The sequence below is a fragment of the Streptomyces sp. HUAS MG91 genome (genome assembly GCF_040529335.1).
In the GTDB taxonomy this organism is placed as follows: domain Bacteria; phylum Actinomycetota; class Actinomycetes; order Streptomycetales; family Streptomycetaceae; genus Streptomyces; species Streptomyces tabacisoli.
Map to the genome: position 1 here is coordinate 5,798,217 of NZ_CP159534.1, position 13,468 is coordinate 5,811,684.

Consider the following 13,468-nt stretch of genomic DNA (forward strand, 5'->3'; position numbering starts at 1 on the left):
ATGCGGTCATGGCCGCCAGCCGTTTTGCACAGCTCTGTGCAACCACGTAGATTGCACATCACTGTGTAATTGCACAGGCGTGTGCAACATGTGTGCGTCTGTGCTGTCCTGCCTCTGGAGGGGTTCCGCGTCATGCGTCTCGTCATGAACGAGCCGGTCGACACCATGGACCGGCCGTACGCCCGCCGCTGGTGGGCGCTGCTCGTGCTCTGTCTGAGCCTGCTGATCATCGTGATGGCCAATACGGCGCTCACGGTCGCGGCGCCCGACATGACCCAGGACCTGGGTCTGAGCAGCGCCGATCTGCAATGGGTCATCGACGGCTACACCGTCCCGTACGCGGCGCTGATGCTGCTGCTCGGCGCGATCGGTGACAAGTACAGCCGGCGCGGTGCGCTGTTGCTGGGGCTTGTCGTGTTCGGGGGCGGGGCCGTCGCCGGGTCGCTCGTCGGCAGCTCCACCGGGGTCATCGCCGCGCGGGCCGTGATGGGCGTCGGCGCCGCGATGATCATGCCGGCGACGCTGTCGCTGCTGGCCGCCACGTTTCCGCGGGCCGAGCGGGCCAAGGCGATCGTGCTGTGGACCGCGACGGCCGGACTCGCCATCGCCGCCGGGCCGTTGGTCGCCGGCGCGCTGCTGCGGGACCACGGTTGGGCGTCCACGTTCCTGATCAACGTGCCGGTCGCCGCCGTCGCGATCGTCGGTGCGCTCGTGCTCGTACCCCCGTCCAAGGCCGAGCGGCACGGGCGGATCGACTACGTCGGCGGTGTGCTGTCCGTGGTGTGGGTCGGCGCGCTCGTCTACATGATCATCGAGGGGCCGCACTTCGGCTGGGGCGTCAAGGCCGTGACCGCCGCGGTGGTGGCCGGTGCGGCGCTGGTGGCGTTCGTGCTGTGGGAGCTGCGGCATCCGCGGCCGGTGCTTGATGTGCGGCGGTTCGCGAACCGGCGGTTCGCCGGGTCGAACCTCGCCGTCGCGCTGTTCTTCCTCGCCGTCTTCGGCGCCTTCTACTACCTCACCCAGGACCTGCAGTTCGTGCTCGGGTACAACGCGTGGGAGACCGGCGTGCGGATGCTGCCGCTGGCCGGTGCCGTGTTCGTCGGGTCGGCGCTGACCGGATACCTCACGCCGCGCATCGGGATGCGGGTCACCGTCACGGCCGGGATGGTCGGCGGGACGGCGGCGCTCGCGCTGCTGACCCGCATCGACGCCGGGTCCACGTACGGGGACTTCGTGCTGCCGCTCGTCATTCTCGGGCTCGCCATCGGGCTGGCGCTGTCGCCCTGCACCGACGCGATCATGGGGGCGTTTCCGGAGAGCGAGCTGGGGGTGGGCGGCGCCGTGAACGACACCTCGCTGGAGCTGGGCGGGTCGCTCGGGATCGCCATTCTCGGGTCGGTGCTCGCCGGGTCGTACTCCTCGCACCTCGCCACTGCCGCCGGGGGGACCAAGCTTCCGGGCGATGCGCTGTCCACGGCGCAGGACTCCGTCGGTGCCGGGTACGCGGTCGCGCAGCGGATCGGGGAGCAGGCGCAGCGGCTTGCCGAGCGGGCGCAGGGGGCGAGTGATCCGCAGCAGGCGGCGCAATGGAAGGCGCAGGCCGGGCAGTTGGCTGATGGGGCGCGGCAGATGGCTGATGCCGTGGGGGCGTCGTTCTCGGATGCCGTGGCGCATACGAGTGTGGTCGGGGCCGTGGTTCTGGGGGTCGGGACTGTGGTGGTGGCTGTGTTGTTGCCGGGGCGACGGGGGAGTGGGGTGGCGGGGTCTTCGGGTTCGGCCGGGCTTGAGTCTTCGGGTGACAGGGCCCCTGCCGGGGCCGGTGCCGGGGGCGGTAAGGGCTGAGGTTGTGGGTGGGTGCGGGTGCGCTGTGGCTGGTCGCGCAGTTCCCCGCGCCCCTATCGGGGGCGTTCCGGTAGTGGGTGGGTGCGCGTGCGTTGTGGTTGCTCGCGCAGTTCCCCGCGCCCCTATCGGGGCGCTCGGCTACTGGGTGGCGATTTTCAGGCAGGCGTGGAGTTCGTCGAGGGCTTCCCTTGAGCCTGTGGATGTCAGCTGGGCAGGGGTTTCGGGGGCCGGGCGGTTCCACAGGGTGCGGAGGAGGGGGGTCGGTGGGGCGGAGAGGGTGAGGTCCGCGGGGGTGTCGCCGGGGGCGTCCTCCACCGTGAAGCGGGCGGGGCCGGTGGTGATGCGCCAGGCCGCCGCCTTGGTGCCGAGGGCGCGGATCTCGACGGAACGGCCGGGGGACCCGGCGAGCGTGTCCGTGAAGTAGTCGGGCCACTCCGCGACGGCGTACGCCGCGAAGACCTTCAGGAGTTCGTCGACGCCGTCGATCGCCAGGTCCTCCGGGACAGGGGCGGACCGCTGCCCGGCGGCCAGCTCGGCGTCGATCCGGTGGATCACCGTCTCCTGGGCCATCCGGCGGATCCAGAAGCCGACGGTCCGGTCCGGCGCGTACCAGCCGCCCGCCGGGTCCTTGGGGTCCCGGGTCGTCAACTCCGCGCTCAGATCGGCGTACGCGCGGTCGAGCAGCGCGAACGGCTCGGCGTCCGCCGTGCCCTTCGGCGGCCACTCGGACTCCGTGCCCTCGCGGATCGCGTGCGTCTTGTCCACGTAGACCTGGGCGACGTGCCGCACCAGGTCCGTGACGGTCCAGCCGGGGCAGCTCGGCACCACCGCGGCCGGGTCGGCGGCGGTGGCGACCGAGCGCAGGCGGTCGAAGTCGGCGGCCAGACAGTCGAGATACCGTGCCGTCGACAGAGGTACGCGTACGTCGTGAGTCATGGCGCCAACGTAGCGGCCCCCACCGACAATCAGCCTCCCAATTGCTCGCGCTCCACCGGGAGCCACAGTTCGGCCTCCGCCGTCGGGCCGTCCGGGGACGCCGAGACGCGGGTGCGCAGCAGTTCGGGGCCCGGGCGGGTGCGGTACGGGTTGGACGGGAACCACTCCGTGTAGACGTCGGCCCACAGGCGCTGGATCGCCTCCGGTGCCGGGCCCGATGTCGTGAACACCGCCCATGTGCCGGCCGGGACCTCCAGCGTCGGCAGGGTCTCGGGGGCCGGGGTGCCCGCGGGGACGGCGACCGCCTGGTAGTAGTCGAGTTCGCTGCCCTCGGCGCGGCCGGGGTCGAGGTCGTCGCAGACCGCGAGGACGCCCCGGGGCTCCCCGCCGGTGCGGTCCGACAGCCTCTCCAGCTCCTCAAGGACCCCGCGGTCGATGCCCCGGACGAACTCCTCGATCGCCGCGTTCGGCCCCGAGTACACCAACGGCACTCGCGCCCTGGGCCCGACGACCGTGAACTCCGGGCGGTCCACCACTCGGTATCGCATGCTGCTGCTCCCTTCGACGGTGAGCCGGAAGGTGAGCCGGGGCTGGGAGACCAGCGCGGCGCCCGTCCTGCGGGCCTCGCCGGGGCCGATGCCGTGCAGCGCGCGGAACGCCCGGGCGAACGCCTCGCCCGACCCGTACCCGTACCGCACGGCGATCGTCAGCAGCGGCTCCCGGTCCGCGAGCACCTCGGCGCCCGCGACGGTCAGCCGCCGCCGGCGCACGTACTCCGACAGCGGTATGCCGGCGAGCGCCGAGAACATCCGCCGCAGGTGGTACTCCGACGTGGCCGCGATCCGTGCCAGCTCCGCCACGTCGAGGTCCTGATCGAGCCGCTCCTCGATCCGGTCCATGGCCTGATTGAGGCGGTCCAGCACCCTGGGCTCCCTTCCGGCCGACCTCGGCCTGCCTGCTCGGTTCTTGTGCCCTCACGCTAGGAGTCGGCGCGGGTGCCCGGCCCGACATCCTGTGCCCGGTCCGGTCGGGTCGTCCTGGGCAGGTCGTCCTGGTCAGGCCGTCAGGATCTCCACCCCGCGCGCCGTCAGCTGCCCGACCACCGGGTGGTCGGGGGCGGCGTCCGTGATGAGGGCGGTGACGTCCGCCCAGGGCAGCACCCGGTACCGCGACGCCGTGCCGATCTTCTCCGACGAGGCGAGGACGTACGTGTCCGCCGCCCGGGCCGCCAGGGCCCGCTTCATCGCGGCCTCCTCGGCGTCGCCCGTGGTCAGGCCCGCCTCCGGATGGACGCCGGTGACACCGATCAGGCACAGGTCCGCCGACACGTTCTGCGCCGCCTCCACCGCGGCCGCGCCGCAGGCCACCGCCGAGTGCTTGAAGACGCGGCCGCCCAGGAGGAACAGCTCCGCCCGGGGGTGGTCGAGCAGGGCCGCCGCGATCGTCGGGCTGTGCGTGATCACCGTGCACGGCAGGTCCGGCGGGAGCCGGCGGGCGACCGCGAGCGCCGTCGTGCCGCCGTCCAGGATTAGGGCGCTGTCGGGCCGCACCAGCGCGGCGGCCGCCACGGCGACCCGCTGCTTGCCGTCGGGCGCGACCGTCGTCCGCGTCGCGTAGTCGGCGACCGCGGGGGAGGCGGGGAGCGCACCGCCGTAGACCCGCTGGCACAGTCCCTCGGCGGCGAGGTCGCGGAGGTCACGGCGCACGCTGTCCTCGGAAATGCCCAGGTCGGCGGCGACATCCTTCGCGACGATCTTGCCCTCGCGGGTGAGCAGGCCCAGCAGGTGTTCGCGCCGTTCGGCAGCCAGCATCCGTAGTCTCTCCTGTTCTTGCACGTTTCTGCATGTATCGTAGCGCAGCATGAACGACCAGCACTCCGAGCAGGCCGACTCCTCCGGGCGTCCGCTGCTCGTCCTCATCGCCGGGCCCTACCGCTCCGGCACCGGCGGCGACCCCCGCGCCATGGCCGCGAACCTCGCCCGCCTCGAAGAGGCCGCCTGGCCCGTCTTCGCCGCCGGCCACCTTCCGATGATCGGCGAGTGGGTCGCCCTGCCCGTGCTCCGCTCCGCCGGTGCCGGGCCCACCGACCCCCTCGCCGACCAGGTGCTCTACCCGACCGCCGAGCGGCTGCTCGCCCGGTGCGACGCCGTGCTGCGGCTGCCCGGGGAGTCGGCCGGCGCCGATCAGGACGTGGCCATCGCCCGGCGGCGCGGGCTGCCCGTCTTCCACGACGTCGCCGAGATACCGCGCCTCGCCCCGCGGGAGACCGCGTGAGCGCGACCCCCGGGCGCCCCGGCGTCGACGTCCCCGACCACCGCGGCCGCACCGGACTCGACCGGGCCGGGCGCGGGCTCGACCGCAATCCCGATGTCGTCGTCCGGGACGTGGAGCTGACCTCGCAGGGGTGGCACGTGCTGCGCCGGACCACCTTCGACCACCGGCGCCGCGACGGGCGTTGGGAGACGCAGCAGCGCGAGACGTACGACCGGGGGAACGGCGCGGTCGTCCTGCCCTACGACGTCGAGCGCGGCCGGGTCCTGCTCACCCGGCAGTTCCGCTACCCGGCCTACGTCAACGGCCACCCCGACGGCATGCTCGTCGAGGCGGCGGCCGGGCTCCTCGACGGCGACGACCCGCTCTCGGCGATCCGGCGCGAGAGCGCCGAGGAGCTGGGGGTCGTCCTCGGGCCGCTCACCCCCGTCGCCGAGATCTACATGAGCCCCGGCTCGGTCACCGAGCGGCTGCACTTCTACGCGGCGCCCTACACCCCGGCCGACCGCACCGGCGCCGGTGGCGGTCTCGCCGAGGAGGGGGAGGACATCGAGGTGCTGGAACTGCCCTTCGGCGACGCCCTCGCCATGGTCCGCGACGGGCGCATCGCCGACGGCAAGACCGTCCTGCTGCTGCAATGGGCCGCGCTCGACGGTCCGTTCGCCGTCAGCCGGTGACGGTGCCCAGTGCCCGTACCTCCTGCGGTGTGAGCCGGATCGCGCCCGCCGCCACGTTCTGGGCGACGTGATCCGGGTCGCCGGTGCCGGGGATGGCCAGCACGTGCGGGCCCTGGTGCAGGGTCCAGGCGAGCCGGATCTGGGCGGGCGTCGCGCCGTGGGCGGCGGCGATCTCCGACAGCGCCGCGACCTCGGCCGTGTTCCCGGCCGTGCCCTCGTGCCCGCCGCCGCCCGCGATCGCGAAGAACGGCACGAAGGCGATGCCCGACTCGGCGCAGGCGCGCAGGAGTTCGGCGTCGCCCGGCCGGGTCCGGCCCAGGCCGAACGGGTTCTGCACGCACACGACCGGCGCCTCCTTCCGCGCCGCGTCGAGGGCCGCCACGTCCACGCCCGACACCCCGATGTGCCGGATCAGGCCCGCGTCCCGCAGCCGCGCCAGCTCACCCACGTACTCCGCGATCAGCGGTGAAGTCCGCTCGTTCACCCGCATGTTGACGACGTCGAGGCGGTCGCGGCCCAGCTGGCGCAGGTTCTCCTCGACGTCGCCGCGCAGCTCGTCGGGGCGGGCCCACTCCGCCCACTCTCCGGCGCGGTCGCGGCGCGGGCCGACCTTCGTGGCGATGACCAGGTCGTCGGGGTAGGGGGCGAGGGCCGCGCCGATCAGTTCGTTGGCCGAGCGGCGGGCGGAGAAGTAGAAGGCGGCCGTGTCGATGTGGTTCACGCCGAGGCCGACAGCGCGGCGCAGCACGCGGATCGACCGCGCGCGGTCGGCGACGGACGCGTTGTCGAAGGCGACGCGCCCCGGAAGACGCATCGCCCCGAGGCCGATGCGGCGGACGGGGAGGTCGCCGCCGAGGAGCCAGGTGCCGTCGTCGCTGTTGTTCATGTCTCTCCTTGAGTACGTCGGGTGAGTAGGGATGCTCAGGTGCGGGCGGCCCCGGTCCGGTGGGATGGGGCCATGTCTCAGGAATCGGTCTCCCGGCAGTGGATCGCGCCGCTGCTCTCGACGCTGGTGACGATCCCCGGCGCGTTCTTCGCCCATGTCTTCGCCGGTCTGTCGGGGATGGCCTGCGACTCCTGCACCGCGGCGCAGGCCGACCGGTTCGAGCCCAGCTTCGACCGGGCGCTCACCGTCTTCGGCTGGGGGCTCGCTCTGTCGCTGCTCGTGCTCGTGACGGCGTGGGTGCTGCCGTGGCAGCGGCGGTTCGCCCCCTGGCGGATCGGGCTCGCGGTGGCGGCGCCGTTCGTCGTGGTGTTCTCCTGCGTCGCCTTCGGCGGGATCGTCGACTGGCCCTGAGGCCGGCTCTTCCGCCGCCCGGGGCTGGCCCTGACGTCAGGGTCAACGTTTACCGTCGTAGGCATGCGCATCGGAGAGCTCGCGGACCGCGCCGGGGTGACCACGCGGACGCTCAGGTACTACGAGTCGCGCGGGCTGCTGCCCGCCCGGCGCGGGGGAAACGGCTACCGGACCTACGACGAGGACGACCTGCGGGCGCTGCGGCAGATCCGCACGCTCCAGGACTTCGGGTTCGACCTGGAGGAGACCCGGCCGTTCGTGGAGTGCCTGCGCGCCGGGCACCCGGAGGGCGACTCGTGTCCGGCGTCGCTCGCCGTGTACCGCAGCAAGCTCACCGAACTCGACTCGCTGATCGGCGAGTTGAGCGCCGTACGGGACACGGTCGGTGCGCAGTTGGCGCGCGCCGAGCAAGCGATGCGGACGCTGGCGACGGAGGACGACTCCGCGCCGCGCTGCGAACTGAGGGAGTGATCACGATGGCGTTCCGGGACGTGACCGACGCGGACTTCGACGAGCAGGTCGTCAAGGCCGGCCGGCCGGTGCTGGTGGAGTTCACCGCCGAGTGGTGCGGGCCGTGCAAGCAGCTGGCCCCGGTGCTGCGGGCCGTGGCCGAGGAGGAGCGGGAGCGGCTCGACGTCGTGGCGATCGACGTCGACGCCAATCCGGAGACGGCCGTGAAGTACGGCGTGCTGTCCATGCCGACGCTGATGGTCTTCAAGGACGGCGAGCCCGTGTGGTCGCGGGTCGGCGCCCGGCCGAAGCGGCGCCTGCTGGAGGAATTGGCCGAGGCCCTCTGAATACCGCCCGCGGATTAATCCGCGGGTTGGAATGAAGCCCCGCCCGGGGTATATTCGGTGTTTCTGTGTGCCCACAGAAAAGGCCCCTCAAAAGGGGCCAACTAAACACACCGTACCGGGCAGGGAGCAGTTTTGTCAAGCCGGGAATCCGCTGTATCCGAGAAGGAACTCCAAAAGGAACAGGAATTCATCGACCGTCTCTATGCGCGCGTCGACGCGCTGCGCGGCGAGGCCGCCGACTCGGTCACGAACGCCCTGACGCCGGTCGGCACCGGCCAGCAGGCCCGCCTGGAGCGGGACCTGCTGGTCGTGGAGCGCTCCGGGCTGCTCGCCGCGCTGAACGCGGTCGACGGCTCGCTCTGTTTCGGCCGGATCGACCGGACGGACGGCGTCGCGCACCACATCGGACGGCTGGGAATTCGCGAGGACGACACCGAGCACACGCCGATTCTCATCGACTGGCGTGCGCCGGTGGCCCGCCCCTTCTATCTCGCCACCGGGCACACACCGATGGGGCTGCGCCGGCGCCGCCACCTCACCACCGAGGGGCGGACCGTCACCGAACTGCACGACGAGATCCTCGACCTCGGGGACGACGAGCGCACCGGCTTCGAGGACCCCTCCGGCGACGCCGTGCTGCTCGCCGCGCTGAACTCCGCGCGCACCGGCCGCATGGGCGACATCGTGCAGACCATCCAGGCCGAGCAGGACCGGATCATCCGCCACGACCACCGGGGTGTGCTGGTGGTCGAGGGCGGTCCCGGCACCGGCAAGACCGCCGTCGCCCTGCACCGGGCCGCGTTCCTGCTGTACGAGCACCGGGAGCTGCTCGCCAAGCGGGCGGTGCTGATCGTCGGCCCCAACCCGGCGTTCCTCTCCTACATCTCCGAGGTGCTGCCCGCGCTCGGCGAGACCGGCGTGCTGCTCGCGACCGTCGGCGAGCTGTTCCCGGGCGTCCACGCCACCGCCGCCGACACGCCCCGGGCCGCTGCCGTGAAGGGCGCGGTGGAGACGGCCGACGCCCTCGCCCTCGCGGTGCGCGACCGCCAGCAGCTCCCCGAGCCCGGCGCGCCGCTGATCATCCGGCACGAGGACGGGGACCTGATCCTCGACTGGGAGATCGCCTACGAGGCCCGGCAGGCGGCCCGCGACACCCTGCTCCCGCACAACCTGGCCCGCCCGCACTTCGCGTTCCGCGTCATCGACGCGCTCACCGAGCAGCTCGCCGAGCGGATCGGCGCCGACCCCTACGGCGGGCCGAACTTCCTGGGCGCCGACGACCTCGCCCAGCTCGGCAAGGGCGTCGCCGCGAGCGCCGAGGTGCACGCCGCCATCGCCGACCTGTGGCCGCGGCTCACGCCGGAGGAGTTCGTCGCGGACTTCCTGGCCGACCCCGTCCACCTGCCCGACGACGCGGCCGAGGCCATCCGCCGCGAGGTCACCGGACCCGCCGACTGGACGCCCGGTGACGTGCCGCTGCTCGACGAGGCAGCCGAGCTCCTCGGGCACGACGACTCCGCCGAGCGGGCCGCCGCCGAGGCCGCCCGCCAGGAGCGGATCGCCTACGCGCAGGGCGTCCTCGACCTGTCCAAGGGCTCCGAGTCCTACGAGTTCGAGGACGAGGACGAGTCCGAGGTGCTGGCCGCCCACGACATCGTCGACGCGGACCGGGTCGCCGACTGGTACGAGGAGGAGGACCACCGCAGCGCCGCCGAGCGGGCCGCCGCCGACCGCACCTGGGCGTTCGGCCACATCATCGTCGACGAGGCGCAGGAGCTGAGCCCGATGGCGTGGCGGCTGCTGATGCGCCGCTCGCCCACCCGCTCCATGACGCTGGTCGGCGACCCGGTGCAGACCAGCGAGGAGGCCGGTGTCGGCTCCTGGGCGGACATCCTCGCGCCGTACGTCGAGGACCGCTTCGAGCACACCCGGCTGGGCGTCAACTACCGCACGCCGAGCGAGATCATGGAGCTCGCGGCGGCCGTGGTCCGCGCCGAGCACCCCGGCTTCGAACCGCCGTCGTCCGTCCGCTCGACGGGCGTGCGCCCGTGGGTGCGGGCCACCGACGACCTGCCCGCGGCCGTCGCCGCCGCCGTCGCCGAACTCACCCCCGAGGAGGGCCGCCTCGCCGTGATCGCCCCGCGTGAACTGCACGCGGACCTCGCGGCGCAGGTGCCCGGGGCGACGGCGGGCGAGGCCCCCGACCTGACGCACACGGTCGTCCTGCTCGACCCGCGGCAGGCCAAGGGCCTCGAGTTCGACTCGGTGCTCGTCGTCGAGCCGGGCCGGTACGGGACCAGCGATCTGTACGTGGCGCTGACCCGGGCCACCCAGCGGCTCGGCGTGCTCCACACCGGCGAACCGCCCGCGGCGCTCGGCTAGTCCAGCGGCGGCAAGTCCGCGCAGAGGGCGGTGGGGAAGGCCGGCTCGACGCGGTGCACGTCGGTGCAGCCGTCCTTCCTGCCGCGGGCGATCGGCTTCCAGCCGGACTTCTGCGCGCGGAAGAACCAGCGGTCGCTCAGGGAGGCGCCGCAGCCGGGTGCCTCCCCCTCGGCGCAGGCCGGCCCCATGCGCGAGGAGACGTCGAAGACCAGCCACTTCCCGTCGCAGCGCTCGTCGCCGCGCTGGGTGTGGTTCGGGACGTCGAGTGCCATCACCGCCTGGTCGTACGAGGCGGGGGTGCAGCCGGTGGGGGCCGGGTGGCAGCCGAGCTCGCCGCACAGTCGCAGCTCGGGCAGGTCGGCGCCGTCCGCGGTGAACGCCGTGTGGACGTCCGCGGCCAGTTCGCGGTGGCCGAGCGGCGACGGCAGCCGCACCTTCGCCGTGGCCTTCGCGGTCTTGCGGCAGTCGGCGCTCGGGCTGCCGCCGGTCAGCGCCGAGAAGGTCACCTGGACCCACACGGTGGTGTCCGACGTGGAGGTCACCACGGCCCTCAGGTCGCGGGCGCAGGTCTTCCCGCCGCCGGGCACGTCCGCGACCACGCTGAGCGTGCGCCCGTCGTCGGCGAGCCGGGCGGCCGTCACCCGGAACGGGGCGAACGTCTGCCAGTGCGGCGTCTCCACCGGTGCCGGCGGGTTGGCGCCCGACCCGGCGCGCAGCGTCCCGCAGCCGCCGAGCAGCAGCACGGCGACGGCGGTCAGCAGGACAGCGGCCAGTGATCTCTTGGACTGCATCGTTCTCGGACCCCCCCGTGACTGATCGACCCGGCCGACTATAGAGACCCGCCGGGGCCACGGGGGAGCGGGACGGCGCGTCAGGCCGGGCGGAACCACACCGTGGCGAGCGGGGGCAGCGTCAGCCGCACGCTGGCCGGGCGGCCGTGCGCGGGGACGTCGTCCGGCTTCACCGGCTCCGGGTTCGTGACGTCACCGCCGCCGTACCGGCCCCGGTCGGTGTTGAGCACCTCCTGCCAGGCGGGCACGGTGTCCGGCACGCCGAGCCGGTACTCGGCGCGTACCACCGGCGAGAAGTTGGAGACCGCGAGAAGCGGCGAGCCGTCGGCCGCGCGCCGCAGGAACGCGAAGACGTTGTCCTCCGCCGCGTCACCGGCCACCCACTCGAAACCGGACGGATCGGTGTCCCGCTCCCACAGGGCGGGCGCCTCCCGGTAGACGGCGTTCAGATCCCGTACGAGGTCGCGCACGCCGCGATGGTCGGGTTCGGCCCCGTACGCCGGATCGAGCAGCCACCAGTCCGGGCCGTGCGCCTCCGACCACTCGGCGCCCTGCGCGAACTCCTGGCCCATGAAGAGCAGCTGCTTGCCGGGGTGGGCCCACATGAAGCCCAGGTAGGCCCGGTGGTTGGCGCGTTGCTGCCACCAGTCGCCGGGCATCTTCGAGACCAGGGACCGCTTGCCGTGCACGACCTCGTCGTGCGAGATGGGCAGGACGTAGTTCTCGCTGTACGCGTACACCATCGAGAACGTCATCTCGTTGTGGTGGTACTTGCGGTGCACCGGCTCGTGGCTCACGTACTCCAGGGAGTCGTGCATCCATCCCATGTTCCACTTCAGGCCGAAGCCGAGGCCGCCGTGGCCGCCGGGGCCGATGTGGTGGGTGGCGCGGGTGACGCCGTCCCAGGCCGTGGACTCCTCGGCGATCGTCACGACGCCGGGGACCCGCCGGTACAGGGTGGCGTTCATCTCCTGGAGGAAGTCGACCGCGTCGAGGTTCTCCCGGCCGCCGAACTGGTTCGGCGTCCACTGCCCTTCCTCGCGCGAGTAGTCGAGGTAGAGCATCGAGGCAACGGCGTCGACCCGGAGGCCGTCGATGTGGAACTCCTCGCACCAGTAAAGGGCGTTCGCCACCAGGAAGTTGCGGACCTCCTTGCGGCCGTAGTCGAACTCCAGGGTGCCCCAGTCCGGGTGCGCGGCGCGCAGCGGGTCCTCGTGCTCGTACAGCGGCCGGCCGTCGAACTCGGCGAGCGCCCAGTCGTCGCGCGGGAAGTGCGCCGGGACCCAATCCATCAGGACGCCGATCCCGGCCCGGTGCAGGGCGTCGACCAGGTGCTTGAAGTCGTCGGGGGTGCCCAGGCGCGCGGTCGGGGCGTAGAAGCCGGTGACCTGGTAGCCCCAGGAGCCGCCGAAGGGGTGCTCGGCCACGGGCAGCAGCTCCACGTGCGTGAAACCCAAGTCGTTCACATATGACGGCAGTTGCTCGGCGAGCTGGCGGTAGGTGAGGCCGGGGCGCCAGGACGGCAGGTGGATCTCGTAGACCGAGAACGGGGACTCGTGCGCGGGGCGGGCGGCGCGGTGCTCCAGCCACTGGTCGTCCTGCCAGGTGTGGTGCGAGGCGTGCACGATCGAGGAGTTGGCCGGGGGGACCTCGGTGCGGGTGGCGAGCGGGTCGGCGCGCGTCGTCTTGCTGCCGTCGGGGCGGGTGATCTCGAACTTGTACAGCTCGCCCTCGCCGATGCCGGGCACGAACAGCTCCCAGATGCCGGACGAGCCGAGCGAGCGCATGCTGTGGGCCGCGCCGTCCCAGAAGTTGAAGCCGCCGACGACCCGGATGCCGCGGGCGTTCGGCGCCCAGACCGTGAAGCGGGTGCCCTCGATGCCCTGGTGGGTCATGGGGCGGGCGCCGAGCGCGGTCCACAACTGCTCGTGCCGGCCCTCGCCGATGAGGTGCAGGTCGAGTTCGCCGAGGGCCGGGAGCAGGGCGTAGGCGTCCGCGACCGTCTGGGTGGTGTCGGCGTAGCGGATCTCCAGCTCGTACCCGGACGGGACCTCGCGGAGCGGGAGCAGGCCCGAGAAGAACCCCTCGCCGTCGTCGTGGAGTTCGGCGTGCGTGCCCTGCGGGGTGCGGACGGTGACCTGCCGGGCGTAGGGGCGCCAGGCCCGGAACGCGATGCCGTCGGGGGCGGGGTGGGCGCCGAGCACTCCGTGGGGGTTGTGGTGGGTCGCGGCGAGCAGCCTGGTGCGGTCGTCCTCCGGGACGGGGGCCGGGGTCGTGGTGGGACGGGGGGTCACGGGGGGCGCCTCCTTGAGGGGCTTCGCGTGTGCCGGGTGGTGGTGGCGGGTGCGGGTGCCGTGTGGCGGGTGCGGGTGCGGTGGGGGTTTGCGCAGTTCCCCGCGCCCCTGGGTTGTTCTTCGTGTGCGGGTCGGTGGCCGCTTCTCGCGCAGTTCCCCGCGCCCCTTACGGGGCGCCTCG

At 72.9% G+C, this 13,468-nt stretch carries 13 protein-coding genes; 7 read left to right on the forward strand and 6 right to left on the reverse strand.

Annotation, left to right across the window (positions count from 1 at the left end; translation table 11 throughout):
* Positions 1 to 132 precede the first annotated feature (132 nt).
* Positions 133 to 1,842 (forward strand): MFS transporter, encoded by a 1,710-nt coding sequence (locus ABII15_RS26560; protein WP_353944789.1) that lies wholly within the window; start codon positions 133 to 135, stop codon positions 1,840 to 1,842.
* Positions 1,843 to 1,980: 138 nt separating this feature from the next.
* On the opposite strand, the gene ABII15_RS26565 is transcribed toward ABII15_RS26560, so the two are convergent.
* From ABII15_RS26565 to ABII15_RS26575, 3 genes are all read right to left on the reverse strand, one after another.
* Complete coding sequence (locus ABII15_RS26565) at positions 1,981 to 2,778, reverse strand: maleylpyruvate isomerase family mycothiol-dependent enzyme (RefSeq protein ID WP_353944790.1); 798 nt, start codon at positions 2,776 to 2,778, stop codon at positions 1,981 to 1,983.
* A gap of 29 nt (positions 2,779 to 2,807) precedes the next feature.
* Positions 2,808 to 3,701: an AraC family transcriptional regulator gene (locus ABII15_RS26570; RefSeq protein ID WP_353944791.1), complete on the reverse strand. Its 894-nt coding sequence runs from the start codon at positions 3,699 to 3,701 to the stop codon at positions 2,808 to 2,810.
* A gap of 132 nt (positions 3,702 to 3,833) precedes the next feature.
* Entirely contained in the window at positions 3,834 to 4,589 is a 756-nt protein-coding gene (locus ABII15_RS26575; RefSeq protein ID WP_353944792.1) for a DeoR/GlpR family DNA-binding transcription regulator, read from the reverse strand.
* A 49-nt stretch (positions 4,590 to 4,638) separates the two neighbouring features.
* Here ABII15_RS26575 and ABII15_RS26580 point away from each other — a divergent pair, with 49 nt between their 5' ends.
* On the forward strand, positions 4,639 to 5,052 hold the full coding sequence (locus tag ABII15_RS26580; RefSeq protein ID WP_353944793.1) for a DUF4406 domain-containing protein: 414 nt from the start codon (positions 4,639 to 4,641) through the stop codon (positions 5,050 to 5,052).
* Positions 5,049 to 5,726, forward strand: a complete 678-nt coding sequence (locus ABII15_RS26585; protein WP_353944794.1) for an NUDIX domain-containing protein — start codon at positions 5,049 to 5,051, stop codon at positions 5,724 to 5,726. The genes ABII15_RS26580 and ABII15_RS26585 overlap by 4 nt, the downstream gene beginning before the upstream one ends.
* On the opposite strand, the gene ABII15_RS26590 is transcribed toward ABII15_RS26585, so the two are convergent.
* Positions 5,716 to 6,612 (reverse strand): aldo/keto reductase, encoded by an 897-nt coding sequence (locus tag ABII15_RS26590; RefSeq protein ID WP_353944795.1) that lies wholly within the window; start codon positions 6,610 to 6,612, stop codon positions 5,716 to 5,718. The two genes, ABII15_RS26585 and ABII15_RS26590, sit on opposite strands and share 11 nt — an antisense overlap.
* A 72-nt stretch (positions 6,613 to 6,684) precedes the next feature.
* Between ABII15_RS26590 and ABII15_RS26595 the strand changes: the two genes are divergently transcribed.
* From ABII15_RS26595 to ABII15_RS26610, 4 genes are all read left to right on the forward strand, one after another.
* Entirely contained in the window at positions 6,685 to 7,023 is a 339-nt protein-coding gene (locus ABII15_RS26595) for a hypothetical protein (protein ID WP_353944796.1), read from the forward strand.
* Positions 7,024 to 7,086: 63 nt separating this feature from the next.
* Entirely contained in the window at positions 7,087 to 7,494 is a 408-nt protein-coding gene (locus tag ABII15_RS26600; RefSeq protein ID WP_353944797.1) for a MerR family transcriptional regulator, read from the forward strand.
* 5 nt (positions 7,495 to 7,499) lie between these two features.
* On the forward strand, positions 7,500 to 7,820 hold the full coding sequence (gene trxA, locus ABII15_RS26605; RefSeq protein ID WP_353944798.1) for a thioredoxin: 321 nt from the start codon (positions 7,500 to 7,502) through the stop codon (positions 7,818 to 7,820).
* 132 nt (positions 7,821 to 7,952) lie between these two features.
* The gene (locus ABII15_RS26610) at positions 7,953 to 10,202 is read left to right on the forward strand and encodes an AAA family ATPase (protein ID WP_353944799.1); all 2,250 of its coding nucleotides are present in this window, start codon (positions 7,953 to 7,955) and stop codon (positions 10,200 to 10,202) included.
* On the opposite strand, the gene ABII15_RS26615 is transcribed toward ABII15_RS26610, so the two are convergent.
* Both ABII15_RS26615 and glgB read right to left on the reverse strand, forming a co-directional pair.
* On the reverse strand, positions 10,199 to 10,993 hold the full coding sequence (locus ABII15_RS26615) for a hypothetical protein (protein WP_353944800.1): 795 nt from the start codon (positions 10,991 to 10,993) through the stop codon (positions 10,199 to 10,201). The two genes, ABII15_RS26610 and ABII15_RS26615, sit on opposite strands and share 4 nt — an antisense overlap.
* An 80-nt stretch (positions 10,994 to 11,073) precedes the next feature.
* Positions 11,074 to 13,287: a 1,4-alpha-glucan branching enzyme gene (glgB, locus tag ABII15_RS26620; RefSeq protein WP_353944801.1), complete on the reverse strand. Its 2,214-nt coding sequence runs from the start codon at positions 13,285 to 13,287 to the stop codon at positions 11,074 to 11,076.
* Positions 13,288 to 13,468 lie beyond the last annotated feature (181 nt).

Excerpts from the sequence above, each read along its gene's own strand:
- trxA (WP_353944798.1), top strand. The coding sequence starts at position 7,500 with ATGGCGTTCCGGGACGTGACCGACGCGGACTTCGACGAGCAGGTCGTC.
- ABII15_RS26560 (WP_353944789.1), top strand. The coding sequence starts at position 133 with ATGCGTCTCGTCATGAACGAGCCGGTCGACACCATGGACCGGCCGTAC.
- ABII15_RS26615 (WP_353944800.1), bottom strand. The coding sequence starts at position 10,993 with ATGCAGTCCAAGAGATCACTGGCCGCTGTCCTGCTGACCGCCGTCGCC.
- ABII15_RS26565 (WP_353944790.1), bottom strand. The coding sequence starts at position 2,778 with ATGACTCACGACGTACGCGTACCTCTGTCGACGGCACGGTATCTCGAC.
- ABII15_RS26590 (WP_353944795.1), bottom strand. The coding sequence starts at position 6,612 with ATGAACAACAGCGACGACGGCACCTGGCTCCTCGGCGGCGACCTCCCC.
- ABII15_RS26580 (WP_353944793.1), top strand. The coding sequence starts at position 4,639 with ATGAACGACCAGCACTCCGAGCAGGCCGACTCCTCCGGGCGTCCGCTG.
- ABII15_RS26595 (WP_353944796.1), top strand. The coding sequence starts at position 6,685 with ATGTCTCAGGAATCGGTCTCCCGGCAGTGGATCGCGCCGCTGCTCTCG.
- ABII15_RS26575 (WP_353944792.1), bottom strand. The coding sequence starts at position 4,589 with ATGCTGGCTGCCGAACGGCGCGAACACCTGCTGGGCCTGCTCACCCGC.
- ABII15_RS26600 (WP_353944797.1), top strand. The coding sequence starts at position 7,087 with ATGCGCATCGGAGAGCTCGCGGACCGCGCCGGGGTGACCACGCGGACG.